Below are 24,365 nucleotides of genomic sequence, written 5' to 3'. Positions count from 1 at the left end.
CCTGCGCTATCGCAGCAGGAGATTGGGCTGCAGCAGGTACCGGTATCCGTCCGTCGCCGGTTCCTCACGCGAGGACTGGCCGGTGATGAGCACCGGGCCCGGCTTGTTGGGGTTCTCCGTCTTGGTGAAGGAGATCCGGACGAACTCGGAGTGCACCGCGTTCAACCCGTCCAGGAGGAAGGCGGGCTTCAGCGAGACCACCGTTTCCTCACCGGTCAGCAACGCATCGATCGACTCTGACGCCTGCGCTTGTTCGGAACCGATCGCCTCGAGCGTGAGCCCGTCGACCGTGAAGGAGAACCGGAGCGCCGCTTCGCGCTCCAGGACGAGGGAGACCCGTCGGACCGCTTCGACCAGTTCGGCCGTGTTGATCACGGCGTGGTCCTCGACGGTCTCGGGGAAGAGCCGGCGGACCGGCGGGTAGTTGCCCTTGATGAGCAGCGACGTCACGGTCTTGTCGTCGGCCTGGAAGGCGATCAGTTCGCGGTCCGAGGTGCCGCTGATCGAGACCGACACCGTCGAGGCGGAGCCGAACGTGCGGCCCACTTCCTGCAGGGTGCGGGCCGGGACCAGCGCGTGCATCGGTTCCGAACCGACGCGGCCGGAGTCCCAGGCGATGGTCCGGACGGCGACGCGGTAGCGGTCCGTGGCGATCAGGGAGAGGTCGTTGTCGCCGACCTCGAGCTGGACACCGGTGATGACCGGGGTCACGTCGTCGCGGCTGGCGGCGACGGCGACCTGCGAGACGGCCTCCGAGAAGGCGTCGCCCGGGATCACACCGGTCTGCGCGCCGATCTCCGGCAGGGTCGGGTACTCCTCGACCGGCATGCTCAGCAGCGTGAAGTGCGCCGAACCGCAGGTCACGGTGATCCGCGACTCTTCCGTGGAGAACGTGACGGGGGCGTTCGGCAGTCGGCTCGCGATGTCGTTCAGCAGCCGGCCGGAGACGAGGACCGTGCCCGCGTCGTCGATCTGCGCCGAGATCGAGGTCTGCGCCGAGACCTCGTAGTCGAACGAGGAGAGGGTGAGCCGGTCGCCCTCTGCGTGGATCAGGACACCCGACAGGATCGGGAGGGTCGTTCGCTGTGGGAGGAGCTTCACCGCGAAGGAGACGGCTTCGGAGAAGACGTCCCGGTTGACCTCGAACTTCACAGCTGGGACCCCTGTCGATCGTTGGACTGTCCGGCCGCCCCATTGTGGCACAGCGGAGCCGGACCCGGATTTCGTGTGATTCGGCCGTCCACAAGGTTGGCCCAGGGATCCCGATAGAAGAACAGGAACAAGAGTATTAACGCCTGTGCACACTGTGGATAACCCTGGGGATGCCGGTCAGCGACAGGGAACTACAACCATGTGACTTGTGAGCGGCCTGTTGGCGCTCTCGGGATGAATGAATCTCATCTATCCACTTCCATCCCCAGTCTCCACAGATGCCCCTCCGACTGTGTACAACCGTCCGGCGTGTCATCCACAGTTATCCACAGGCTTTCCACACTGTGAGAACTCCGCCGCATGGAACCGTCTCAGATGGTGGACGCGCGCCAACGGATGCCGATCTCACGGGGGTGAGTCCAGCCTCCAGACAGCCAGAACGTTTGTTCTGGCGGACGCGAGCGCAGTGCGCTCAGCGGTACCGGCGGTCCTGCTTGATCCGGCTGGTCAGCTCGGTGACCTGGTTGTAGATGGACCGGCGCTCCTTCATGAGCTCCGCGATCTTCTTGTTCGCGTACATCACGGTGGTGTGGTCGCGGTTGCCGAACAGCTGTCCGATCTTCGGCAGCGACAGGCTCGTGAGCTCACGGCACAGGTACATCGCGATCTGCCGTGCCGTGGCGATCGCCTGGGACCGGGACGAGCCGTAGAGGTCGTCGACCGAGAGCTTGAAGTACTCCGCGGTGTGGTTGATGATGTCCGTCGGCGCGATGACGTTGTCCTCGTCGAGCGTGATCAGGTCCTTCAGGACCGTCTGCACCAGCGCCATGTCGACGGCCGTCCGGTTCAGGCTCGCGAACGCGGTGACGCGGATGAGCGTCCCCTCGAGCTCCCGGATGTTGCTCGACACCTTCGACGCCATGAACTCGAGGATGTCGTCCGGGACCTGCAGGTGGTCGGACTGCGCCTTCTTGCGGAGGATCGCGATGCGGGTCTCGAGGTCGGGCGCCTGGACGTCGGTGATCAGGCCCCACTCGAAGCGGCTGCGCATCCGGTCCTCGAACCCGGTGAGGTGCTTCGGCGCGACGTCGGACGTGATGACGACCTGCTTGTTGTGGTCGTGCAACGTGTTGAACGTGTGGAAGAAGGCCTCTTGCGTGGAGTCCTTGCCCTGGAGGAACTGGATGTCGTCGATGAGCAGGATGTCGATGTCGCGGTACCGCTGCTGGAACTGGTTCGAGCGGTTGTTCGCGATCGAGTTGATGAAGTCGTTCGTGAACTCCTCGCTCGACACGTACCGCACCCGGATCCCCGGGTAGAGGCTCTCGGCGTAGTGGCCGATCGCGTGCAGCAGGTGCGTCTTGCCGAGGCCGGAGTCGCCGTAGATGAAGAGCGGGTTGTACGCCTTGGCCGGCGCTTCGGCCACGGCGACGGCCGCTGCGTGCGCGAACCGGTTGGAGGCGCCGATGACGAAGTTGTCGAAGTTGTACTTCGGGTTCAGCCGGGACTCGGGGCGGCCGCTGGTGCCGGGGGCGTCGATCTGGCTCGGCACGAACGGCGCCTCGATGTACTGGCGGGGTGCCGCGCTCTGCTCCACGACCTGGTCGGCGGCGACCGGTTCGGCGTAGTTCGGCACGGTCGGTTCGACGCGGGGCTCCGACGCCATGTCCGGGTTCACGGTGATCGCGAAGTTCGCCACGGTGTCGTCACCGATGCGTGAGACCGCTTCGGTGATGGGGACGCGGATGCGCTGCTCGAGCATGCCGCGGGTGAGGTCGTTCGGTACCTCGAGGTAGAGGGTGCCGGCGAGGACGCCCTTCGGCTCGACGAGGTTGAGGAAGCCGTGCAGCTGCGGCGTGATGCGGTCGTCGTCAGCGAGGAGTCCGAGGACGGAAGACCAGAGGTCCTCGACGGGGTCGGCCGGCATCGTCATGTCGCGCTCGTCTCCAGGGTCTCGTGTCGTCCGTCTGCTGTTCGTGGTGCCGTGGTGCTCGTCGTGGTGGCGCGTGGCGGTGCACCGCGGCGTGGTGGGCAGGGCGTTCCGGGCGCTCGGGCGGGCGCAGCGACACGGTTCCCGACGGGTCGTCCGTGGCTCGGGTGGCTTCGTCGACGCCGTTGTGCCGCGGGCTTCCCACAGGGTTGTCCACAGTCTTGTCCACGACCGCCCAGGTCCGCTGCGACCGGGTACTCCCCCGTCGTACCGGGCCAGAGGGCGGTTCGATCCACCAACTGTAAAGGACCGAGGCCGGTCCTACCGAACGGAAGTTGTCCCCAATGTGGAGAACCCCCGGTCCCGCCCGGGGTTTGACCTCTCCGGGTCTGTCACGTACCGTTGAGAAGTTGACTGCGGCCCCTTGGTCGCGCCCACCTGCGTCAACCAAACGTATTCGTGACGGCTCGCGTCGAGCAGCCGTGTGGAGAAGATCATGAGCAAGCGCACCTTCCAGCCGAACAACCGTCGCCGGGCCAAGAAGCACGGCTTCCGCCTCCGCATGCGTACCCGTGCGGGTCGTGCGATCCTGGCCGCTCGTCGTGCCAAGGGCCGCACCGAGCTCTCTGCTTGATCCGAGCTGCATCCGGCGCCGTGCCGGCGGGACCCGTCGTCCTGCCGCGCGGCGCTTCGGTGCGCCTGCGGCCCTCGTGGTGACGTCGTGCTCGCGCGCGTGAACCGGATCGTCCTCGGGAACGACTACCGAGCGACCGTCCGTCGTGGCCGCAGGAGCGCCACGGCGAACGTGGTCGTCTCGGTGGTGCCGCGACCCTCGGAGCCGACCCGCTTCGGCTTCATCGTGGCGAAGACGGTCGGCAACGCGGTGACCCGCAACCTCGTGCGGCGGCGGCTCAAGGGCATCGCCCACGAGCTGTTGGCGTCGGACCCCACCGGGTACGACGTGGTGGTGCGCGCACTGCCAGCCGCTGCGCAGGCCACATGGCCTACCCTGCTCGAAGACGTCTCGCGATCGTTCGCGCGCGGTGTGGAGAAGGCAGCATGAACCGGACGCTCCTGGTGCAGGTCCTGTGGACCGTGGCGTTGCTCCCGCGCAACGCCTGCGTCGTCGTGCTCCGGGCCTACCGTGCCGTGATCTCCCCGCTCTACGGCAACGTCTGCCGGTACCACCCCTCGTGCTCGCGCTACGCGCTCGAAGCGATCCAGCAGTACGGCGTCGTACGCGGGACCGCGATGGGCGCATGGCGCATCGGCCGCTGCAACCCCTGGGCGGCCGGCGGCATCGACGACGTCCCTGACCGTCGTCGCCCCTACAACGTCAACCGGTTCGGCTTCGTGCTCGCCCCGGCACGGCAGCAGTCGCAGTCCCCGGCCGGCATCGTCCGTCCGGTCCTGCTCCCCCAGCGCACTCGAAAGGCGTGACCGTCCTCATGGACCTCATCGGAACGATCCTCTGGCCCCTCAAGTGGGTGGTCTCCGCCATCCTCGTCGGCTTCCACTGGATCTTCGAGAGCATCGGCATGGACCCGTCCGCGGGCATCACGTGGGTGCTGTCGATCATCTTCCTGACGTTCGTCGTCCGCGCGGCGCTCATCCCGATCTTCGTGCGACAGATCAAGTCGCAGCGTCGGATGCTCGAGGTGGCACCGCAGCTGAAGAAGATCCAGGACAAGTACAAGGGCAAGAAGGACCAGTTCTCGCGTGAGGCCATGTCCCGCGAGACCATGGCGCTGTACAAGGAGACCGGGACCAACCCGCTGAGCTCCTGCCTGCCGCTGCTGCTGCAGATGCCGATCTTCTTCTCGCTGTACTCGGTGCTGCACGAGGCGCAGATCAACAAGGTGGGCATCGGCCTGCTGACGAACGACCTCGCGAAGTCCTTCGGCGATGCGGCGCTGTTCGGCGCCCCGCTGCACGAGACCTTCACGAACGCCTCAGGCTGGGAAGTCCGCGCGATCGCCGGGTTCATGATCGTCGTGATGACCGCGTCGCAGTTCATCACGCAGCTGCAGCTCGTCGCGAAGAACATGTCGCCGGAGACCAAGGCGTCCCCGATGTACCGCCAGCAGAAGATGATGCTGTACGTGCTCCCGCTGATCTTCGTGATCTCGGGTCTCTCGTTCCCCCTCGGCGTCATGTTCTACTGGCTGGCCTCCAACCTCTGGACGATGGCGCAGCAGTACTTCGTCATCCGCAGCATGCCGACGCCCGGCTCCGAGGCAGCGCTCGCCCGTGAAGCGCGCCTGGCCAAGAAGGCGCAGCGCCGCGGTGTCCCCGCCGGCGTCCTCGCCGAGGCAGGCGCCGGTGCCGGTGCCGCGGAGATCGAGGCGGTCCGCGTCACGACCCAGCGTTCGCAGCCGGTCGGCAAGCAGCGCTCGAAGAAGAACGGGAAGAAGTAAGTGACCGAGCAGGACACCGCCGCAGCCGTGGACACGACCGACACCGAGGCCGAGGACACCCGCGACGAAGCAGACATCGCCGCGGACTACATCGAGGAGCTCCTCGACATCTGCGACCTCGACGGTGACATCGAGATCGAGGAGCGCGCCGGGCGCGTGTACCTGTCGGTGACCGACGAGGGCAACGCTCTGCGGGTCCTCGCGAAGCCGGACACCGTCTCCGCACTGCAGGAACTCACGCGCATCGCCGTGCAGGCCGAGACCGGCGAGTTCAGCCGGCTCATCCTCGACGTCGGCGGCTCGCGAGACGCCCGTGCGTCCGAGCTCCAGCGCCTCGTGGACACCGCGGTCGAGCGGATCGAGGCCGGTTCCGCGACCGCGTCGCTCCCCCCGATGTCGTCGTACGAGCGCAAGCTGGTGCACGACCTCGTGGCCGAGAAGGGCTTCCGCTCGGAGTCCGAGGGCGAGGGCCGCGACCGTCACACGGTCATCACCCGATGACGGATGCCGCCGGCTCCGCTCCGTCCGAAGCACCGGCCCTCGAGGCCGAACCCGCGGTCGCGGCGACGCTCTTCGGTGACCGTCTCGACGTTGCTCGGTCGTTCACGAACGAGCTCGCACGCCGGGGTGAGGAGCTGGGCCTGATCGGCCCGCTCGAGTTGCCACGGTTGTGGACTCGACACATCCTCAACTCCGCGCTGGTGGCACCCCTCCTGGAGGCTGATGGTCACGTCGGTGACGTCGGCTCCGGAGCAGGGCTCCCCGGACTCGTCCTCGCGATCGCGCGTCCCGATGTCACGTTCACGCTCATCGAGCCGATGGAGCGCCGAGTGGAGTGGCTCACGGCTGAGGCCGATCGGCTGGGCCTGACCAACGTGACCGTCCTCCGCGGCCGAGCCGAGGACGTCGCGGACTCGCTCGTGCTCGACCAGGTCACGGCTCGCGCCGTGAGTGCGCTGTCGAAGCTCATCCCGATCACGGTGCCGCTCGTCCGATCCGGCGGGCAGCTCATCCTGATGAAGGGTGCCCGGGTCGACGACGAGGTGGTCGCGGCGCGGAAGGTCATCCTGCGCAAGCGACTCACGGACGTCGAGGTCATGGAGCTCGGTGTCGGTGTGGTCGAGGAGACCACGCGGGTCTTCCGGGCTACAGTTGACTGACGCCGCGCGGCGCTGAGACCACTCGTAGATCGTGTGCAGCGCCCCGCGTTCCACGTGAAACATCGAACCGGGGAAGAGGCACTCGTTGAGTTCATCGACCGACTACGACGCGTCGACGCCGCTCGCTCGCGAGATCGCTGACCTGAACCGGCGCCGGCGCGCAATCGCGTCGGAGCAGTTCCCGTTGCCCGAGAAGACGCGCATCCTGACGGTGTCGAACCAGAAGGGCGGCGTCGGCAAGACAACCACCACGGTGAACCTGGCGGCGGCGCTCGCTCGCGGCGGAGCACGAGTGCTCGTGATCGACCTCGACCCGCAGGGGAATGCGTCGACCGCGCTCGGCGTGAACCACCAGGCCGAGGTCGCCAGCATCTACGACGTCATCGTCGACGAGGCCCCCATCGCCGATGCGGTCCAGCAGTCCCCCGAGTCGGACACGCTGTGGTGCGTGCCCGCGACGATCCACCTGGCGGGGGCGGAGATCGAACTGGTCTCGCTCGTGGCCCGGGAGCAGCGACTCCGCACCGCGCTCGACCAGTACCTGTCGTCGCTCGACGAGCCGTACCACTACGTCTTCATCGACTGCCCGCCGTCGCTGGGACTCCTGACGATCAACGCCTTCGTCGCTGCGGAGGAGGTCCTGATCCCGATCCAGTGCGAGTACTACGCGCTCGAAGGTCTGAGCCAGCTCCTCCGCAACATCGAGCTGATCGAGCGGCATCTGAACCCGAACCTCCGTGTGTCCACGATCCTGCTGACCATGTACGACGGACGGACCAACCTGGCCAACCAGGTCGCGGCGGACGTCCGTGAACACTTCGGTGACCAGGTCCTCAAGGCGATGATCCCCCGGTCGGTCCGCGTGAGCGAGGCACCGAGCTACGGACAGAGTGTTGTGGCGTACGACGTCAACTCAACCGGGTCGCTCTCCTACCTGGAGGCGGCCGCCGAGATCGCAGCACGAGGAGCGAAGCACTGATGGCACCCAAGCGGACCGGACTCGGCCGAGGCATCGGCGCGCTGATCCCCACGGCATCCGACCAGCAGGACCGCCCCGTTGACGTCTTCTTCCCGACCGGAGGGACGCCGGCGTCCGCACCCGCGGCAGAGGGTGGCACCGCTGAGGAGCTCGTCGCGGTGCCGGGTGCTCGCCTGGCGAACCTCAACCCGCTCGACATCGTTCCCAACGCGCAGCAGCCCCGCAAGGAGTTCCGCGAGGAAGAGCTGCAGGAGCTCGTCCACTCCATCCGCGAGATCGGCCTGTTGCAGCCGATCGTCGTGCGGCCGATCGACGGGGCGGTGGGTGCGCAGCCGCAGTACGAGCTCATCATGGGTGAGCGGCGTCTGCGTGCCACGAAGGAACTCGGACTCGCGACGATCCCGGCGATCGTCAAGGAAACCCCCGATGACGCCATGCTGCGTGACGCGCTGCTGGAGAACCTGCACCGCGCGCAGCTGAACCCCCTGGAAGAGGCATCCGCGTACCAGCAGCTGCTTGCCGACTTCGGGATCACGCAGGAGCAGCTCGGACAGCGCATCGGTCGGTCTCGGCCGCAGATCACCAACACGATCCGCCTGCTCCGCCTGCCCTCCCCCGTACAGCGTCGTGTGGCGGCCGGAGTCCTGTCAGCCGGCCACGCCCGGGCGATCCTGGCTGCGCCGGACGCGGAGGCGATGGAGTACCTCGCCGAGAAGATCGTCAACGAGGATCTCTCCGTACGGCAGGCCGAGGCGGCTGCGCAGCAGCTGGCGCAGGGCACGCCGAAGAAGGCTCCGGCGCAGCCCTCGAAGCGCGATGCGCACTTCGCGGACGTCGCTGAGCGCCTCGGGGATCGCTTGAACACCCGAGTGCGGATCGCCGTCGGTGCTCGGAAGGGCCGCGTGACGATCGACTTCGCGAACGCAGCGGACCTCAACCGCATCCTCGGCGAGCTCGGTGCAGAGGACGTCAACGGCTGAGCCGGCGTAGGTTCCACGTGGAACATCCACGAAGGGCAACTGTTCCACGTGCAACACCGCGAGGAGCCAGCCATGGGAATCGTCGTCATCAACCACGTCAGTCTCGACGGGGTGATGCAGGCTCCCGGGCGGGTTGACGAGGACCCCCGGGACGGGTTCGCAGCCGGCGGGTGGGCTGACGTCGGCTCGACCGGCTCGGACGAGGTCGTGGGGGCGGCGATGGGGCAGGTGATGGGCCCGGCCTTCTCGTGGCTCTTCGGGCGTCGCACCTATGACGACCTGCTGGGCCACTGGAACGCCGCGGGTGGACCGTTCAAGGACGGGTTGAACCACGTGGAGAAGCTCGTCGTCTCGCGGGACCCGGGCGCTTCGTTGCCGTGGCCGAACTCTCGCCTCGTGACCGGGGACGTCCTCGAGGAGCTGCGTGCGGCGGTTCGCGACGGGCCGGGCAACCTCGTGGTCATGGGCAGCGGGGTACTCGTCCGTTCGCTGTTGCCCGTCGGGCTCGTCGACACCCTGCTCCTGATCCAGCATCCGGTCGTGCTCGGTGCTGGGCGGAAGCTGTTCGGCGACGGGGTGTCCGCGCGGTTCGCACTGCAGGACGTCACTCGAAGCTCGAGTGGGCTCGCTGTCGCGCGGTACGACCGGACCTGATCCGCGTGGCGCGGCGAGCGCCGTGGTCGAGGCTCAGCGGGGCTGTGTGGGCGTCTGCGGGCCGAGCAGGCGCGCAGCCAGCATCGGCCCGTACGGCGTGCTGGTGACGCGGCAGCGAGGCGGAGGGCGTTCCGCACGTTCCACGTGGAACATGCTCAGCGTCGCGCCGGGCGTCGCGGCACGAACCCGAGCGGACGCGGCGCCCTGCCGTCAGCGCAGGGCGCGCAACTTCCGGAGACCGACCGCCGCGAAGAGCGGCTTCGCGAGGATCATCTCGCCGAACCGGTACTCCTCCCCCGGGACCAAGCGCGACGCGAGGTCCGGGCGCTGACGCCGCAGGTACTCCCGAGCCTTCTCGGCGTGCAGACCGTTGGACGCGAACACGATCCAGTCTGCCGACTCGAGCATCGGGATGACGTTGCGGACGTTCTCCCACGTGGAACGGCTCTCCGTGTCCTGCAGGAGCGGCCCCGTCCATCCGAGTTCGCACCGCATGTACTCGGCGAGCACGGTGGCTTCCGGGACGGGTCCGCTCACGGATCCCCCGCTCGTGATGACGGTCACGGCGTCGCCGAGCCTCGCAGTGCGGACTGCCATCCGCGCACGCCAGCGGTTCACCATGTTGGCTCTGGGGCCGCGGTTGGCGAACCCGAGCACGACGACGGCTCCCGTGCCGGCGCGGGACCACGGCTGCAGTCCGACACGTCGGGTGCGAGCGCGGGCGTGCAGGACCTCTGCCCAGCCGAGCACCGCGGCGGTACCGACGATCACACCTGCGAGGACCGGGAGTGTTCCACGTGGAACGTTGCGCCGGCGCAGGGGGACCACGTCAGTCGCGGTCGTCGCGGATGGCCTGCTCGGCGAGCTCGGCGTAGGTCCACCCGAGGTCGAACCCGGAGGCGGACAGGGCCTGCGGGACCAGTGAGGTCTCGGTGAGGCCCGGCAGCACGTTCGCCTCGAGGAACCACGGGGTGCCGGCACCGTCGATGATCAGGTCGACCCGGGAGATGTGACGGAGGCCGAGTGCCTCGTGCGCCGCGACGGCCGCTGCAGCCGCCGCTGCCGCGTGTTCGTCGGACAGCCGGGCCGGCGTGTAGAACGTCGTCTCCCCGGCGTTGTAGCGCGCCTCGAAGCCGTAGAAGCCGTTCCGCGGGACGATCTCCACGGGTGCCAGCGCGACCGGACCGTCGCCGGTGTCGATGATGCCGACGGCGACCTCGGTGCCCCGGATGAGCTGCTCCACGACGACGTCGTCGCAGTACGTGTACGCCGTGACCATCGCTCGCGGCAGGTCGTTCGGGTCCTCGACGAGCGTCACGCCCTGGGCGCTCCCACCGCGTGCCGGCTTCACCGCGAGGGGCACCGGGTGCTCGGCGGCGATGCTGTCGAGCACACCGACCGCACCGAGCTCGCGGAACACGTCGTGCGAGAGCGTCACCGAGCGGGGCGTCCGCACGCCGGTCCTGGCGACCAGCGCGGATGCCGTGGGCTTGTCCCACGCCAGCCGGGCCGACGTGGAACGTGAGCCGACGAACGGGATGTCCACGGCCTCCAGGATCCCGCGCAGCGCGCCGTCCTCACCGGAGGCGCCGTGCAGGGCCGGCCACACGACGTCCGGGCGGGATTCCCGCAGGGCGGGCAGGAGGGACGCGTCGGCGTCCCGGAGGTCGACCTGCCAGCCGTACCCGGTCAGGGAGTCGGCGACCCGGCGCCCCGATCGGAGTGAGACATCGCGTTCGTGCGAGATGCCGCCGGCGACGACGACCACGTGACGACGGGTGAGCTCGGCCATGCGAGAGGTCCTCCGGAACTGCTGTCGAAATACGGAAAGTGCTGGTCAGGACATGTTCGGTGGCGGACCGCTGACCGAGGAGGTCTGGCAGACGACCGCGTTCGGGCGCGTGCTCGGGCCGAACGTCTCGATGAGCTCGAGCTCGTCGTTGACGACGTTGGCGAGGCGCTTCACACCGACGCGGATCTGCTCCGGTGTCGGGTAGCAGAACGAGAGCCGGATGTGCTGCGCACCCCGACCGTCGGCGTAGAAGGCCGTCCCGGGGGTGTACGCGACGAGTTCCTTGACCGCACGCGGGAGCATGCCCTTGGAGTCGAGCGAGTCCGGCAGGGTGAGCCAGACGAAGAAGCCGCCGTTCGGTCGCGTCCAGGTGAGGTCCGGCAGGAACTCCCCCAGCGCCTGGAACATCGCGTCACGGCGTTCGGCGTAGATGCCGCGGAACGTGTCGATCTGCCCGCGCCAGTCGGCCGCGTCGAGGTAGGCGTTGACGACGTACTGGCCGAACGAGTTCGGCGCGAGGACGGCGGACTCGTTGGCCAGGACGAGCTTCTCGCGGATGGCGTGCGGCGCGAGGGCCCAGCCGACGCGGAAGCCCGGCGCCAGGGTCTTCGAGAACGAACCGAGGTAGACCACGCCCTCGTCGTCGATCGACCGGATGGCCTGCGGTGCCGGCTCGTCGAACCAGAGGAGCCCGTACGGGTTGTCCTCGAGCACCAGGATGTTGTTCGAGCGGCAGATGTCGAGCACCTCGATGCGGCGCTCGCGGCTCATCGTGACACCGGCCGGGTTGTGGAAGTTCGGGATCGTGTAGAGGAACTTCATCCGCTTGCCGGCGGCGCGGAGGTTCGCGATCGTCTCGCGCAGTGCCTCCGGCACGAGACCGTGCTCGTCCGTCGTCACGTGGACCGTCTCGGCCTGGTACGAGCGGAACACCCCGATCGCGCCGACGTAGGACGGTGACTCGGCCAGGACGACGTCGCCCGGGTCGATGAACAGGCGCGTGACGAGGTCGAGGGCGTGCTGGGAGCCCGTGGTCACGACGACGTCCTCGGCGCTGGCACGGATGCCCTCGAGGGACATCACGTCGACGATGTGCTCGCGGAGGGCCCTGAGGCCCTGTCCCCCGCCGTACTGGAGGGCCATGGCGGCGTCCTCCGCCATCACGCGGTCCAGGGAGCCCGTGACGAGCTCACGCGGGAGCGCGGAGACGAACGGCATGCCGCCGGCGAGCGAGACCACTTCGGGCCGCGACGCGACGGCGAACAGCGCTCGGACCTCGGAGGCGCTCAGCCCGGCGGTGCGCTGGGCGTAGGAGTCGTACCAGGGGTCGAGACTGTTGCCGTTGGTCATCGAGTTCTCCGTTCACAGGCGTTCAGCCACAGTACGACATCACGCCCGGAAACCCGGGCTCCGGGGCACAGGCCGATCGGCAACGGGTGGCCCGGACGGACGGACGAACGCCCCGCCCTCCGATGGAATGGAGGACGGGGCGTTCGAGTCTGTGCCGGGTGCCTACGCGAGGAACTCCGCGAGGTCTGCCTCGAGGGCGGGCTTCGGCTTGGCGCCGATGACGGTCTTGACGACCTCGCCACCCTTGAAGACCTTCATCGCCGGGATCGACGTGATCTGGTAGTTCATGGCCGACTGCGGGTTGTCGTCGACGTTGAGCTTCACGATCTCGATCTTGCCGGCGTGCTCTTCGGCGATCTGGTCGAGGATCGGGGAGACGGCGCGACACGGGCCGCACCACTCTGCCCAGAAGTCGACGAGGATCGTCTTGTCGGACTTCAGGACCTCGTCCGAGAAGGTGGCGTCGGTGACTGCCTTGGCGTTGGACATGTGTACTCCTTCGAGAAGTCGTTGGTGGGTGGAACGGCGAAGGGCGCCGGACCATTCCCTACGCGGAGATGGTGACGGGCTCGGCCGGGGTGTCACCCTCGGCTGCGCTGGTCAGGGTGTCGTCGAGGTCGGCGAGGTACTTCTCGGCGTCGAGTGCGGCGACCGCGCCCGAGCCGGCAGCGGTGATCGCCTGCCGGTAGGTGTGGTCGAGCACGTCGCCGGCGACGAAGACACCGGGAACGCCGACGGCCTTCGAGGTGCGGCCCTCGACCGCGATGGTGCCCTCGGGGGCGAGCTGGAGCTGCTGGTGGACCAGGTGCACGCGCGGGTCGTTGCCGATCGCGATGAACAGGCCGTCGAGCGCGAGCTCCGAGGTCTCGCCGGTGACGGTGTCCTTGAGCGTGACGCCCTCGACCGAGGAGGCACCGGTGATCCCGACGACCTCCTTGTTCCACGCGAACTCGATCTTCGGGTCGTTGACGGCACGGTCCTGCATGATCTTCGACGCGCGCAGGGTGTCCTTGCGGTGGATGACCGTGACCTTGTCCGCGAAGCGGGTCAGGAACGTGGCTTCTTCCATCGCGGAGTCACCGCCGCCGACGACGGCGATGTTCTTCTGGCGGAAGAAGAAGCCGTCGCAGGTCGCGCACCACGAGACACCGTGGCCGGACAGGCGTTCCTCGTCGGCGAGGCCGAGCTGGCGGTAGGCCGAGCCGGTGGCGTAGATGACCGCGAGGGCCTCGTACGTCTCGCCGGAGCCGACCGTGACCTTCTTGACGTCGCCGGTGAGCTCCACGGAGACGGCGTCGTCGTACAGGACCTCGGCGCCGAACTTCTCGGCCTGCTCCTGCATCTTGATCATGAGGTCGGGGCCCTGGATGCCCTCCGGGAAGCCCGGGAAGTTCTCGACCTCGGTCGTCTTGGTGAGTTCGCCACCCGTCTCGACGCTGGACGCGACGATGAGCGGCTTGAGCTGGGCCCGCGCGGCGTAGATGCCGGCGGTGAACCCGGCCGGGCCGGAACCGATGATGATGAGCTGGCGCATGCCTTCAGTGCCCTTCCGTTGCTTCTGACCGGGTCAACACATGCTACCGGCGCGCCATTCCACGGCACCCGGGAACGTGCGCGGGACGGAAGCGTCAGCGGCCGAGGCGTGCCTTCAGCATGTCGACGGCCCCGCGGATCTCGCCGTTCTTCGCGACGACCAGGGCTCCGAAGTAGACGAGGACCATGACGGCGCCGGTGATCGCGAGCGTGATCAGGGCGCCGGTGACGTCGGCCATCGCGAAGCCGTCGGCGGAGAAGGCCCCGAAGAAGTTGGCGACGAGGACGCCGACCACGCCGGAGATGAGCGCGGCGATCACGAACTGGACGTGCGAGCGGGTGACGTTCGGACCGTCGATGCCGTTCAGGCGGCGCCGGACGAGGACGAGTGCCACGATCGTCTGCGCGGTGCCGGCGATCGTCGTGCACAGCGCGATCCCGACGCCGATGTGCTCGCCGGGCAGCGTGGCCACCGCGAGGGCGCCGATCACGAAGAGCGCCGACTGCACGATCTGCATCAGGAACGGCGTCCGGTGGTCGTGCAGGGCCCAGAAGACCCGCTGGATGATGAAGAGCATGCTGAACAGCACCAGGCCGGGCATGTAGGCGACGAGGACCCACGCCATGGACTGCGTGTTCCAGAACGTGTTCTCCCAGATGCGGGCGAACGACGTCGCGGTCACCACGAGCGCGACGGACGCGAACACCGTGAACAGCCCCACGATCCGCAGCGACAGCGACAGGTTCCGTCGCACCGCCGCGAGGTCCCCGCGCTCGGCGTCGTGGCTCATCCGGGTGAAGTACGCCGTCGCGATCGAGACGGTGATGATCGAGTGCGGGAGCATGAACAGCAGCCAGCTGGTGGCGAGCGTCGCGTTCCCGGCACCGTCGGCGAGCGAGGCGACGCGCGACTGCACCAGCCCGGCGAGCTGCGTGACCAGGATCATGCCGAAGAGCCAGCCCGCTGCGGTCCCCGTGGACTTGAGGCCGACGCCCCGCCAGCGGAAGTCGAGCCGGAACGACAGACCGGCGCGGCGCCAGAACAGCGGCAGGAAGGCCGCCTGGGCGAACACCCCGAGCGAGGCACTGCCGGCGAGCACGGCGATCTTCAACGGGGTCCAGGAGTCGACGCCGGAGTTGAGGTCGCGGCCGCCGAACATCGCGATGAAGACGATGAGTCCGGCGATCGCGATGACGTTGTTGATGAGCGGCGCCCAGGTGAAGGGTCCGAAGACCTGCTTCGCGTTGAGGACCTCGCCGAGCAGCGAGTACATCGCGTAGAACAGGATCTGCGGCAGGCACCAGAACGCGAAGGCCACGGCGAGGTCGGTCTGGGCCGCGGTGAAGCCCTTGCCGTCGGCGCCCGCGGACTGCCGGTACGCCTGCACGAGCAGCGGCGCGAGCAGGGTCGCCACGATCGTGATCACGACGAAGACCGACCCCGCGAGCGTCACGATCTTGTTGACGTAGGCGGACCCGCCGTCGGCGTTCTTCTTCATCGCGCGCACGATCTGCGGGATGAGCACGGCGGAGAGCAGGCCGCCGGCGATGAGCGCGTAGATGTTGTTCGGGAGCTGGTTCGAGACCGCGAACGCGTTCGCGGCCCGCGACCCCGAGTTGCCGATCGCGTAGGCGAGCACGAACGTCTTCGCGAAGCCGAGCACGCGCGAGATCATCGTGCCGGCTGCGAGCATCGCGCTCGCGCGGCCGAGGCTGCGTTCGGCGACGGGTTCGGCGTCGACGGCGGTCGGAGACTGGGTGGTGCTGATGGTCGGCTCCTCGGCGGCGCTCACGTCGGACTGTCGGTCTGCCTGGAGGCTGGACACGGCCCCGGCAGGCCGGATCGCGTCGTCGAGGTGGTCACCGCTCTCCGCGGCGGCGAGCGGACTGCCGGACCCGGCAGCGGCCAGCGCGGTGGCGGACCCGGCCGCGGCCAGGGGGGTGGCGGACCCGGGGAGGTGATCCGGGCCTCCTGTCCGGGTGTCCTGCGCAGCAGGCTCCACGTAGAGGCGGTTCGGGTCCTCGTCCTCTTCTTCCGGCTCGCCGTTGCGGCGCCGCCGGATGCGGCGGCGCACGTTGCGGAAGATGCCGAGGCCGAAGATCGCGATGACGGCGATCGCCGCGGCGGCCGTGATGACGGTCTCCCACTGCGCCTGCACGTTGATCTCGACCGTCGCGGGGTCGGCGATCCGGACGCCCGTCGCGCTGGTGAGCGACATGGTCAGCTCGACCTTGCCGTTCGCGACGGACTGCACGGGGAAGGTCACGCGGCTGGAGGAGTCGGCCTGGACCGTCACCTTCACGGCGTTCTTCTCGATGCGGAGGAACGAGTTCGACGGCTGCACGGTCAGGAACACCGTGACCGGGTAGTCGGAGCGGTTCCGGATCGAGATCGGCAGGGAGGACCGGTCGCCGAGCAGGGTGATGCTGCTGCCGTCGAGGATCCCGACGCTCGAGACGGTCTTGGCGGACGCGGTGACGATGTCGTCCACGGCCTGGACGAGTCCGTCGTCGTCACCGCGCCATGCGTTCGACGCCGCGGCGAGGTTCGTCAGCCGTGCGGGTGCCGTGAGCTCGACGGGGTCCTCGATCGCGGACGCGAAGTCGGTGAGGTTGCGCTCGGACTGCACGATGCGGCGCAGCTGGTCGAGCCGGGTCTTGCTCTCCGCGGTGCTCTTCAGGGTCAGGGACCCGGGGGTCGTCGCGGCGGCCGTCGAGAGGTCGGACGGGGAGACCCACGCGGTGCTCTCGAGGGCGTCGAGCGCCTGGCTGAGGCGCGCGGAGTCCGTCGGCCAGTCCCGGCCGAGGGTGAGGAGCACCGGGCCGGTCGTGCCGCCCTGGCGGGACGCCGTCGCGAGGGTGGCGGTGAGCTCGCTCATCGCCCCGGACCAGGCCCGCTGCGTGGTGGCGGTCGCGGCGTCGCGGAGCAGTGCCGACATGCCCTCGTCGGAGACGAGCACCTGGTGGTCGTCGATCTTCTCCGACGCGGTGACGGTGGTGGCGGCACCGGCCGAGGTGTTGCCGCTCGAGACGATCGTCGACTTGGTGCCGGCGGTGGCGAGGGCGTCGATGTCGTCGCTCGTGACGGTGTCGTCCGACGGCCAGGAGATGGCGGACATCGAGTACGGGAAGTCGAGGAGCGAGGCCGTGGTCGGCAGGGTCGGCACGGCGTCCGCGTCGGTGCCCTGGTCGGGAGCGGCGTCCGTCGTCGGGTTGGACTCCGGGGTGGAGGACGGTGCGGGGTTCGTCGCGCTCGGGGTGTTCGTCGCGGTGGGCGCCGGTGTGGTGGCCCCGGGGAAGTCGTCCGGGTCGACGGACTGGTCGAGCGAGATCGGCGACAGGATGCCCGAGGCGCCCGCCTGCCGGAGCCCGGTGACGTCGGCGTCGGCGTAGGACAGCGCGAACGTCTCGTTGCGCATCCGCTGCAGCCGCTCGAGCCAGGCGGTCGCCGAGGACGGGGCGTTCTCGCCGAGGATCCGGATCGAGGCGATGATGCGCGGGTCGATGCCGAGTGCGACGTTGTGGTCCTGTGCGGCGTCGAGCTGCTGCGTGAGGGTGCCGTCGACGCTGGTCGCGGCGGCGAGGTCCTTCGCGGCGATCAGCCCGTCGGCGTTGGCGGGCATCGTGATCGGCATCGCCACCGAGACGCCCACCGGGGTCTGCTCGTAGTCGGGGTACCAGGTGATCGCCGAGCGGTCCACGGCGAAGGTGGACCCCGCCGTGTACTCGGCGGCGATGCGTCGCGCACCGAAGGAGGAGTACCCGCCGAGGGCCACGTTGCCCGAGACGATCGTGACGTCGTCCAGGGTGACCGATCGGTGCGCCGGGACCGCCGGGATGTCCACGGAGTCCATCGGGGCGCCGAGGTAACCCGTCGTGCTGGTGTCGGCGAGCCAGTCGCTGAGCACGTCGCGGGTGCCCGCGTACTGCCGGAAGATGTCGAGTTCGGCGGTGCCGGCGGGCAGGGCCGCGTCGGTGTCGTTCGTGACCGTCAGCGTGAGCGAGAGGTCCTGGTCGGGCTGCAGGATCCCCCGGCCGGCCGGCACGATCTCGATCGACGCCTTGCCCTCCTGGGCTGCCGCAGGGTGCGCGAGGTGCGTGGTCGTGGCGGAGGTCGTCGTGGCCTGCGCGGCGGTGACGGACGCGGGCGTGACGACGAGACCGAGGGCGACCAGGGCGGACGCGGCGGCGGCGAGCGAGGTGCGGAGAATGTGCATGCTGGAGGGTCCGTGATCGGAGCAGACCTCGGACGAGTGTATGAGGCCGGACCATGAGAGACGGGCGTGACCCCGGTGTCGTGGAGAACCGACGGCGTCGATCTGGGATGATCGAGACCGTCATGCAGTCCGTTGCCCAGGCCGTCGAACGTCTCGACGCACTCGCCGCCACCGCGCCCGTCGCCGTCCTCGCCCGCGCGTTCGCGGATGCGGGCCACGAACTCGCGCTCGTCGGTGGTCCGGTCCGGGACGCCTTCCTCGGCCGCCCGGTGACCGACCTCGACTTCACCACCGACGCGCGCCCGGACGTCGTCCTGGGCATCGTCGAGCCGATCGCGAGCGCCACCTGGGACATCGGCCGGCAGTTCGGCACGATCGCCGCGCGGATCGAGGGCGAGCAGGTCGAGATCACCACGTACCGGAGCGACGTCTACGACGGGGAGACCCGGAAGCCCGAGGTGGCGTTCGGCGACACCATCGAGGACGACCTGCTCCGGCGCGACTTCACCGTGAACGCGATGGCGCTCCGGCTCCCGGCCCGGGAACTCGTCGACGTGCACGGCGGCGTCGAGGACCTGCTGGCCGGTCGCCTCCGCACGCCGCAGACCGCCACCGTCTCCTTCCGCGACGACCCGCTGCGGATGATGCGTGCCGCCCGGTTCACGTCGCAGCTCGGCTTCACGGTCGCCGACGAGGTCCGCACGGCGATGACGGAGCTGGCCGACTCGATCGACATCGTCTCCGCCGAACGCGTCCGGGACGAACTCGTCAAGCTGCTGAACACCGACGACCCGGTCCCCGGTCTCCGGCTCCTCGTCGACACCGGGCTCGCCGAGCGGTTCCTGCCGGAGCTCCCGGCGATGTGCCTCGAGATCGACGAGCACCACCACCACAAGGACGTGTACGAGCACTCGCTCACCGTGCTGTCCCAGGCGATCGGGTACGAGCACGAGCGGCACGCCGGCGACGCACCAGACACCGTGCTGCGGCTCGCGGCGCTCCTGCACGACATCGGCAAGCCGGCGACCCGGAAGCTCGAGCCGGGCGGTGCCGTGAGCTTCCACCACCACGACCTGGTCGGGTCGAAGCTCGCGAAGAAGCGCCTCCGTGCCCTGCGCTTCGACAACGACACGATCGCTGCTGTCGCACGGCTGATCGAGCTGCACCTGCGCTTCTTCGGCTACACCGACGGCGCCTGGACCGACTCGGCCGTGCGTCGCTACGTCCGGGACGCCGGCCCGCAGCTCGAGCGCCTGCACGAGCTCACCCGCTCCGACGTCACGACGCGGAACCGGCGGAAGGCCGACCGTCTGGCGTTCGCGTACGACGACCTGGAGGACCGGATCGACGTCCTCTCCAAGCAGGAGGAACTCGACTCGATCCGCCCGGACCTGACGGGCGACGACATCATGCGCATCCTCGACATCCCGCCGGGGCGTGCGGTGGGCGAGGCGTACCGCTTCCTGCTCGAGGCGCGCATGGAGGAAGGGCCGCTCGGGGCGGACCTCGCCGAGGAGCGCCTGCGGGCGTGGTGGGCCGAGCGCGACGCGCGACGCGTGACGCGCTGACCCGCGCCCTGGACCCGGCCACCCTGCGGACGCTCGTTCTCCACAGACCGGTGGCGGGCCTCCCGGCCGTGGGCTAAGCTTGCCGGGTTGTGCCGAACGCACCTGCGTGTCGGCACACATGCATCAACCCTCCTGTTCCGGGAACCGCCCGGAGCCGCCAAGACCAAAGGAGGTGGGTTCCGCATGCACCAGTACGAACTGATGGCGATCCTCGACCCCGAGCTCGACGAGCGCACCGTCGCTCCCAGCCTGGACAAGTTCCTCGCAGTGATCCGCAACGACGGTGGCACCGTCGACAACGTGGACGTCTGGGGTCGTCGTCGTCTCGCTTACGAGATCGCCAAGAAGAACGAAGGCCTCTACGCCGTCGTGAACTTCACGTCGTCATCCGACGCCGCCAAGGAGCTGGACCGCCAGCTCGGTCTCTCCGAGGCCGTGCTCCGCACCAAGGTCCTCCGCGCCGAAGAGGGCATCGCGCAGGTCGCCGCCCAGAAGCAGCGCGACGAGGCCCGTGCCGCGCGCAAGGCAGCCAACGCTGCTGCTGCCCCGGCCGCCGCGACCGCGAGCGCCGAGTAACCGATGGCCGGCGAAACCGTCATCACGGTGGTGGGGAACCTCACTGCTGACCCGGAGCTGCGCTACACGCAGAACGGGCTCGCTGTGGCGAACTTCACCATCGCATCCACCCCTCGCACGTTCGACCGTCAGGCGAACGAGTGGAAGGACGGCGACGCGCTGTTCCTCCGTGCGAGCGTGTGGCGCGAGTTCGCCGAGCACGTCGCGGGGTCGCTGACGAAGGGCTCGCGCGTCATCGCGCAGGGTCGTCTCCGTCAGCGCTCGTACCAGGACCGTGAGGGCCAGCAGCGTACGAGCATCGAGCTCGAGGTCGACGAGATCGGCCCGTCGCTCCGGTACGCGACCGCGCAGGTCACCCGTGCAGCGGGTGGCGGCGGCGGTCGTGGACAGGTCGGCGGCGGTTCGGGCGGCGGCAACTTCGGTGGCAACAACGGCGGCGGCAACGCTGCCGGCGGTGGCCGTTCCGACGAGCCGTGGTCCCCGCAGGGTGGCCAGCAGGGTGGTGGAGCACAGTCGAACGACGTGTGGTCGACCCCCGGTGGCACCTACGACGACGAGACCCCGTTCTGATCCGTTCGCGGTAGAACACAACTTCTTCTTCTCTAAGGAAAAAACACAATGGCTGGAAAGAGCAGCGGCGACCGCCGCAAGCCTCGCGGCAAGGGCGGCAAGAACGCCGCTCCCGCGAAGTCCATCAAGGTCGGTGTCATCGACTACAAGGACGTTGCGACCCTTCGCAAGTTCATCTCGGAGCGTGGAAAGATCCGCGCCCGTCGCATCACCGGCGTCTCCGTCCAGGAGCAGCGCCTCATCGCCCGTGCCGTGAAGAACGCCCGAGAGATGGCGCTCCTCCCCTACGCCGGCTCCGGCCGCTGATCAGGAGGATCACCATGTCGAAGCTCATCCTCACCCACGAGGTCTCCGGCCTCGGTTCCGCCGGTGACGTCGTCGACGTCAAGAACGGCTACGCCCGCAACTACCTCGTCCCCCAGGGCTTCGCTGTCGCGTGGTCCAAGGGCGGCGAGAAGCAGGTCGAGTCGATCCGCGCCGGCCGTGCCGCTCGCGAGCTCGCCACCATCGAAGAGGCACAGGACCTCAAGATGAAGCTCGAGAACGCCACCATCCAGCTGTCCGTCAAGGCCGGCAAGGACGGTCGTCTGTTCGGCTCCGTCCGTCCGGCGGACGTCGCCTCGGCCGTCGAGGCCCAGGGCGTCGGCTCGCTCGACAAGCGCAAGGTCGAGGTCCCCGCGACCATCAAGACCGTCGGTGACCACGAGGCCACCGTCCGCCTGCGCGAGGACATCACCGCAGTGATCTCGCTCAAGGTCGTCGCCGCCAAGTAAGGCTGCGTCTGCGTCGAAAGGCGGGTCTCCCCTTCGGGGAGGCCCGCCTTTCGGCGTTGCGGGGGGGTGTGCGCGGGCGCGGCGGGGCGGGGTGCTGTGTGCGCGGGGCGGCGCGGGCGCGGGCGCGGTGTGCGAGGTTCCGTACACCGTGCGAGGGCTCTCGCCTGCCACACTGTCCGCAACGTCCCACGCTGCGTAACGTCTGTCCTGGCGGGTTACGTACCCCCCGGTTTCGGCCGGGAGGCTCGGGTCGCCCCGGGCTGACCGGTTACGTCCTGCGGGTGGCCGGGGTGGCTGGGAGCCAGCCGGGAACACTCTCCCCAGCGGGGCCGTTTGTCAAGTCGTTTTACACAGTGGAAACGTCAAATCGAGAACCTTCAAGTGCACCTTGAATCCCAGTTGTCCACACACAGTGTGGAAACGAAAACCCCAGGTCAGTCGGTCGAAAGTGTGTTCGGTGGCCGTGTTCTCCACATGGCTGTCCACAGTTTTCCACACGAACTTCCGGCGTGTTCCGCAAGTCCTCCACAGAGTTATCCACAGGGCCGTTTGCTGGGGATAACTTGCCCCCCGTAGCTTGACCCAGCGACTCGGGGATGTCGGTCGCTCGGGGTAGAACAGCCGTGTGGGCGACAGCTCGTGTCCGCACGACCAACAAGAGGAGCAAGTGTGTCGATCGCGCATCTGGACCCGGCGCCGCAGGACTACGCGGAGCGCGGGGGCATGGAGCGCACGCCGCCGTACGACCTCCTGGCGGAGCAGTCGACGATCGGCGGCATGCTCCTGTCGAAGGACGCCGTCGCCGACGTCATCGAGACCGCCCGTGGTGTGGACTTCTACATCCCCAAGCACGAGGTCATCTTCGACGCGATCCTGTCGCTGTACTCGCACGGTGAGCCGACCGACGTCATCGCCGTCACCGACGAGCTGACGAAGACCGGTCTGCTGTCCCGCGCCGGCGGTGCCGAGTACCTGCACAGCGTCACGAGCATGGTTCCCACTGCCGCGAACGCCGGGTACTACGCCGCGATCGTCGCCGAGAAGGCGGTGCTCCGTCGCCTCGTCGACGCTGGCACCCGCATCGTCCAGATGGGCTACGCGTCAGAGGGCGAGGTCACGGACCTCGTCAACAGCGCCCAGGCCGAGGTGTACAACGTCGCCGGCGGTGTGCAGACCGAGGACTACGTCCCCCTGACCGAGGCAATCTCCGCCGCGATCGACGAGATCGAAGCGGCGAAGGGCCGCGACGGGCAGATGACCGGCGTACCGACCGGTTTCGCGCAGCTCGACGGTCTGACGAACGGGTTCCACCCCGGACAGCTCATCATCGTCGCCGCCCGCCCGGCGCTCGGCAAGTCCACGCTCGCGCTCGACCTGTGCCGCGCCGCGGCCGTCAAGCACAACCAGACGGCTGCCTTCTTCTCGCTCGAGATGGGTCGCGCCGAGATCGCCATGCGTCTGCTCTCCGCCGAGACCAGCGTCCCGCTGCAGAACATGCGCAAGGGCACCGTGGACTCCCGCGACTGGACGACCATCGCGCAGACCCGCGGGCGGATCAACGACGCGCCGTTCTTCATCGACGACTCCCCCAACATGACGCTCGTCGAGATCCGCGCCAAGTGCCGTCGTCTCAAGCAGCAGCACAACCTCAAGCTCGTGGTCATCGACTACCTGCAGCTGATGACCTCGGGCAAGAAGGTGGAGAGCCGCCAGCAAGAGGTCTCCGAGTTCTCCCGCGCGCTCAAGCTCATGGCGAAGGAGCTCCAGGTCCCGGTCATCGCGCTGTCGCAGCTGAACCGTGGTCCCGAGCAGCGTGCCGACAAGAAGCCGATGATCTCCGACCTGCGTGAGTCGGGCTCCATCGAGCAGGACGCCGACATGGTGATCCTGCTCCACCGCGAGTCGGCGTACGAGAAGGACAACCCGCGTCAGGGTGAGGCGGACCTCATCGTCGCGAAGCACCGCAACGGGCCGACGGACACCATCACGGTGGCGTTCCACGGGATGTTCTCGCGGTTCGTTGACATGCCGCAGTAGGGCGCATTTGTTGTCGGTGTCCCAGCTAGATGGTCTCTCCGCCTAGGAGATGGTCCCTTCCTGTGAGACTGACCATCTGCGTGGCGGACGGTGACCCGATGATCGGATCGACGTTATGAGGTTCCCGCCCTACCTACCCGCGCCGGCGTCTGGGCCGTTCACTGGAGCACCCAGGAGCTTCGCCCTCGGCCCCGAGCCTCGACGTCGTCGTACCCCGGACCCCTGGGCGGATTTCGAAGCGTGGTGTGCACGGCGCGGGATCAGCTCGTTGCCCGCCTCGGGCCCGGTTGTTGGAAGTTATCTACTCGATCGGTCCCGGGAGATCGATGACTCAGGCGCACTCGCTCATTCGCCTGGTCGACTTCAAAGTTGGATTGATGTCATCGATGCAAAACACGTGGAAGCAGACCTTCCGCGACCGATACCAGCGCAAGGTTGACGCTTGGCGAGACTTCGTGGAGTGGTGTTCGAAATTGGGTAGAGATCCGTTGTGGCCGCGCAGTTGCGGCGTATCTGGTTGAACGGTCTATCGAGCTCGATGAACACGGTTGTGTGGCTCACGGCCCAGGTCGGATGGATGGCTGAATCAATGTCATCGACATCGAACACGTTGAGCTCGGCTGGGATGCCCCGTCGAAGTCCGCCGAGGTTCTGGAAGTTCGCGACCGCTTCCATCG

Annotated in this window: 23 protein-coding genes; 15 read left to right on the top strand and 8 right to left on the bottom strand. The window is 68.4% G+C overall.

The window, feature by feature from the left end; genetic code table 11:
- Nucleotides 1-6: 6 nt before the first annotated feature.
- Nucleotides 7-1,152: a DNA polymerase III subunit beta gene (gene dnaN, locus ACIPJY_RS11670; protein ID WP_400464349.1), complete on the bottom strand. Its 1,146-nt coding sequence runs from the start codon at nt 1,150-1,152 to the stop codon at nt 7-9.
- A gap of 472 nt (nt 1,153-1,624) precedes the next feature.
- Entirely contained in the window at nt 1,625-3,085 is a 1,461-nt protein-coding gene (gene dnaA, locus ACIPJY_RS11665; protein WP_400464352.1) for a chromosomal replication initiator protein DnaA, read from the bottom strand.
- A gap of 493 nt (nt 3,086-3,578) precedes the next feature.
- On the opposite strand from dnaA, the gene rpmH reads away from it, so the two are divergent.
- The 9 genes from rpmH (at nt 3,579) to ACIPJY_RS11620 (ending at nt 9,272) form a co-directional block, all read left to right on the top strand.
- Nucleotides 3,579-3,716 (top strand): 50S ribosomal protein L34, encoded by a 138-nt coding sequence (rpmH, locus tag ACIPJY_RS11660; protein ID WP_071299798.1) that lies wholly within the window; start codon nt 3,579-3,581, stop codon nt 3,714-3,716.
- 87 nt (nt 3,717-3,803) lie between these two features.
- Nucleotides 3,804-4,145: a ribonuclease P protein component gene (gene rnpA, locus ACIPJY_RS11655; RefSeq protein ID WP_400464357.1), complete on the top strand. Its 342-nt coding sequence runs from the start codon at nt 3,804-3,806 to the stop codon at nt 4,143-4,145.
- On the top strand, nt 4,142-4,522 hold the full coding sequence (yidD, locus tag ACIPJY_RS11650; protein WP_123655020.1) for a membrane protein insertion efficiency factor YidD: 381 nt from the start codon (nt 4,142-4,144) through the stop codon (nt 4,520-4,522). Before rnpA ends, yidD begins: the two co-directional genes overlap by 4 nt.
- A gap of 8 nt (nt 4,523-4,530) precedes the next feature.
- Entirely contained in the window at nt 4,531-5,499 is a 969-nt protein-coding gene (gene yidC, locus ACIPJY_RS11645; protein WP_123655019.1) for a membrane protein insertase YidC, read from the top strand.
- Nucleotides 5,500-6,000, top strand: a complete 501-nt coding sequence (locus tag ACIPJY_RS11640) for a protein jag (RefSeq protein WP_400464360.1) — start codon at nt 5,500-5,502, stop codon at nt 5,998-6,000.
- A complete protein-coding gene (gene rsmG, locus ACIPJY_RS11635) occupies nt 5,997-6,659 on the top strand; it encodes a 16S rRNA (guanine(527)-N(7))-methyltransferase RsmG (RefSeq protein WP_400464363.1) in 663 nt (220 codons plus the stop codon). Before ACIPJY_RS11640 ends, rsmG begins: the two co-directional genes overlap by 4 nt.
- Before the next feature lie 85 nt (nt 6,660-6,744).
- Nucleotides 6,745-7,638 (top strand): ParA family protein, encoded by an 894-nt coding sequence (locus ACIPJY_RS11630; RefSeq protein ID WP_400464366.1) that lies wholly within the window; start codon nt 6,745-6,747, stop codon nt 7,636-7,638.
- Complete coding sequence (locus ACIPJY_RS11625; protein WP_400464368.1) at nt 7,638-8,618, top strand: ParB/RepB/Spo0J family partition protein; 981 nt, start codon at nt 7,638-7,640, stop codon at nt 8,616-8,618. Before ACIPJY_RS11630 ends, ACIPJY_RS11625 begins: the two co-directional genes overlap by 1 nt.
- A gap of 72 nt (nt 8,619-8,690) precedes the next feature.
- Nucleotides 8,691-9,272, top strand: a complete 582-nt coding sequence (locus ACIPJY_RS11620) for a dihydrofolate reductase family protein (RefSeq protein WP_400464371.1) — start codon at nt 8,691-8,693, stop codon at nt 9,270-9,272.
- 210 nt (nt 9,273-9,482) lie between these two features.
- Here ACIPJY_RS11620 and ACIPJY_RS11615 read toward each other — a convergent pair whose 3' ends face one another.
- From ACIPJY_RS11615 to ACIPJY_RS11590, 6 genes are all read right to left on the bottom strand, one after another.
- Nucleotides 9,483-10,043 (bottom strand): YdcF family protein, encoded by a 561-nt coding sequence (locus tag ACIPJY_RS11615; protein ID WP_400464374.1) that lies wholly within the window; start codon nt 10,041-10,043, stop codon nt 9,483-9,485.
- A 58-nt stretch (nt 10,044-10,101) separates the two neighbouring features.
- Complete coding sequence (locus ACIPJY_RS11610; protein ID WP_400464377.1) at nt 10,102-11,064, bottom strand: D-alanine--D-alanine ligase; 963 nt, start codon at nt 11,062-11,064, stop codon at nt 10,102-10,104.
- A 45-nt stretch (nt 11,065-11,109) separates the two neighbouring features.
- The gene (locus ACIPJY_RS11605; protein WP_400464380.1) at nt 11,110-12,414 is read right to left on the bottom strand and encodes a PLP-dependent aminotransferase family protein; all 1,305 of its coding nucleotides are present in this window, start codon (nt 12,412-12,414) and stop codon (nt 11,110-11,112) included.
- A gap of 162 nt (nt 12,415-12,576) precedes the next feature.
- Nucleotides 12,577-12,903 (bottom strand): thioredoxin, encoded by a 327-nt coding sequence (gene trxA / locus ACIPJY_RS11600; RefSeq protein ID WP_017887828.1) that lies wholly within the window; start codon nt 12,901-12,903, stop codon nt 12,577-12,579.
- A gap of 58 nt (nt 12,904-12,961) precedes the next feature.
- Nucleotides 12,962-13,948, bottom strand: a complete 987-nt coding sequence (gene trxB / locus ACIPJY_RS11595) for a thioredoxin-disulfide reductase (protein ID WP_400464384.1) — start codon at nt 13,946-13,948, stop codon at nt 12,962-12,964.
- Between the two features lie 94 nt (nt 13,949-14,042).
- Complete coding sequence (locus ACIPJY_RS11590; protein WP_400464387.1) at nt 14,043-18,164, bottom strand: DUF6049 family protein; 4,122 nt, start codon at nt 18,162-18,164, stop codon at nt 14,043-14,045.
- Between the two features lie 122 nt (nt 18,165-18,286).
- On the opposite strand from ACIPJY_RS11590, the gene ACIPJY_RS11585 reads away from it, so the two are divergent.
- From ACIPJY_RS11585 to dnaB, 6 genes are all read left to right on the top strand, one after another.
- Nucleotides 18,287-19,732 (top strand): CCA tRNA nucleotidyltransferase, encoded by a 1,446-nt coding sequence (locus tag ACIPJY_RS11585; protein WP_400465165.1) that lies wholly within the window; start codon nt 18,287-18,289, stop codon nt 19,730-19,732.
- A 183-nt stretch (nt 19,733-19,915) separates the two neighbouring features.
- Nucleotides 19,916-20,308 (top strand): 30S ribosomal protein S6, encoded by a 393-nt coding sequence (rpsF, locus tag ACIPJY_RS11580; RefSeq protein WP_123655009.1) that lies wholly within the window; start codon nt 19,916-19,918, stop codon nt 20,306-20,308.
- Nucleotides 20,309-20,311: 3 nt separating this feature from the next.
- Nucleotides 20,312-20,878, top strand: coding sequence for a single-stranded DNA-binding protein (locus ACIPJY_RS11575; protein ID WP_400464390.1), 567 nt, complete (start codon nt 20,312-20,314; stop codon nt 20,876-20,878).
- A gap of 48 nt (nt 20,879-20,926) precedes the next feature.
- Complete coding sequence (gene rpsR, locus ACIPJY_RS11570) at nt 20,927-21,184, top strand: 30S ribosomal protein S18 (protein WP_071278496.1); 258 nt, start codon at nt 20,927-20,929, stop codon at nt 21,182-21,184.
- A 14-nt stretch (nt 21,185-21,198) separates the two neighbouring features.
- A complete protein-coding gene (gene rplI / locus ACIPJY_RS11565; RefSeq protein WP_123655007.1) occupies nt 21,199-21,651 on the top strand; it encodes a 50S ribosomal protein L9 in 453 nt (150 codons plus the stop codon).
- Between the two features lie 669 nt (nt 21,652-22,320).
- Nucleotides 22,321-23,688: a replicative DNA helicase gene (dnaB, locus tag ACIPJY_RS11560; protein ID WP_400464394.1), complete on the top strand. Its 1,368-nt coding sequence runs from the start codon at nt 22,321-22,323 to the stop codon at nt 23,686-23,688.
- The last annotated feature ends 677 nt before the right edge of the window (nt 23,689-24,365 follow it).

This window comes from Curtobacterium sp. NPDC090223 (assembly GCF_044746585.1).
Lineage (GTDB): Bacteria > Actinomycetota > Actinomycetes > Actinomycetales > Microbacteriaceae > Curtobacterium.
Note: the sequence above shows the minus strand (reverse complement) of the source record. Positions and strands in the feature narration are given on the sequence as shown.

Coding starts and splice junctions, on each gene's coding strand:
- rpmH (WP_071299798.1), top strand. CDS start 3,579: ATGAGCAAGCGCACCTTCCAGCCGAACAACCGTCGCCGGGCCAAGAAG.
- rplI (WP_123655007.1), top strand. CDS start 21,199: ATGTCGAAGCTCATCCTCACCCACGAGGTCTCCGGCCTCGGTTCCGCC.
- ACIPJY_RS11610 (WP_400464377.1), bottom strand. CDS start 11,064: ATGGCCGAGCTCACCCGTCGTCACGTGGTCGTCGTCGCCGGCGGCATC.
- rpsR (WP_071278496.1), top strand. CDS start 20,927: ATGGCTGGAAAGAGCAGCGGCGACCGCCGCAAGCCTCGCGGCAAGGGC.
- rsmG (WP_400464363.1), top strand. CDS start 5,997: ATGACGGATGCCGCCGGCTCCGCTCCGTCCGAAGCACCGGCCCTCGAG.
- ACIPJY_RS11620 (WP_400464371.1), top strand. CDS start 8,691: ATGGGAATCGTCGTCATCAACCACGTCAGTCTCGACGGGGTGATGCAG.
- rpsF (WP_123655009.1), top strand. CDS start 19,916: ATGCACCAGTACGAACTGATGGCGATCCTCGACCCCGAGCTCGACGAG.
- yidC (WP_123655019.1), top strand. CDS start 4,531: ATGGACCTCATCGGAACGATCCTCTGGCCCCTCAAGTGGGTGGTCTCC.
- trxA (WP_017887828.1), bottom strand. CDS start 12,903: ATGTCCAACGCCAAGGCAGTCACCGACGCCACCTTCTCGGACGAGGTC.
- dnaA (WP_400464352.1), bottom strand. CDS start 3,085: ATGACGATGCCGGCCGACCCCGTCGAGGACCTCTGGTCTTCCGTCCTC.
- ACIPJY_RS11575 (WP_400464390.1), top strand. CDS start 20,312: ATGGCCGGCGAAACCGTCATCACGGTGGTGGGGAACCTCACTGCTGAC.
- trxB (WP_400464384.1), bottom strand. CDS start 13,948: ATGCGCCAGCTCATCATCATCGGTTCCGGCCCGGCCGGGTTCACCGCC.
- yidD (WP_123655020.1), top strand. CDS start 4,142: ATGAACCGGACGCTCCTGGTGCAGGTCCTGTGGACCGTGGCGTTGCTC.
- ACIPJY_RS11590 (WP_400464387.1), bottom strand. CDS start 18,164: ATGCACATTCTCCGCACCTCGCTCGCCGCCGCCGCGTCCGCCCTGGTC.
- ACIPJY_RS11605 (WP_400464380.1), bottom strand. CDS start 12,414: ATGACCAACGGCAACAGTCTCGACCCCTGGTACGACTCCTACGCCCAG.
- ACIPJY_RS11625 (WP_400464368.1), top strand. CDS start 7,638: ATGGCACCCAAGCGGACCGGACTCGGCCGAGGCATCGGCGCGCTGATC.
- ACIPJY_RS11585 (WP_400465165.1), top strand. CDS start 18,287: ATGCAGTCCGTTGCCCAGGCCGTCGAACGTCTCGACGCACTCGCCGCC.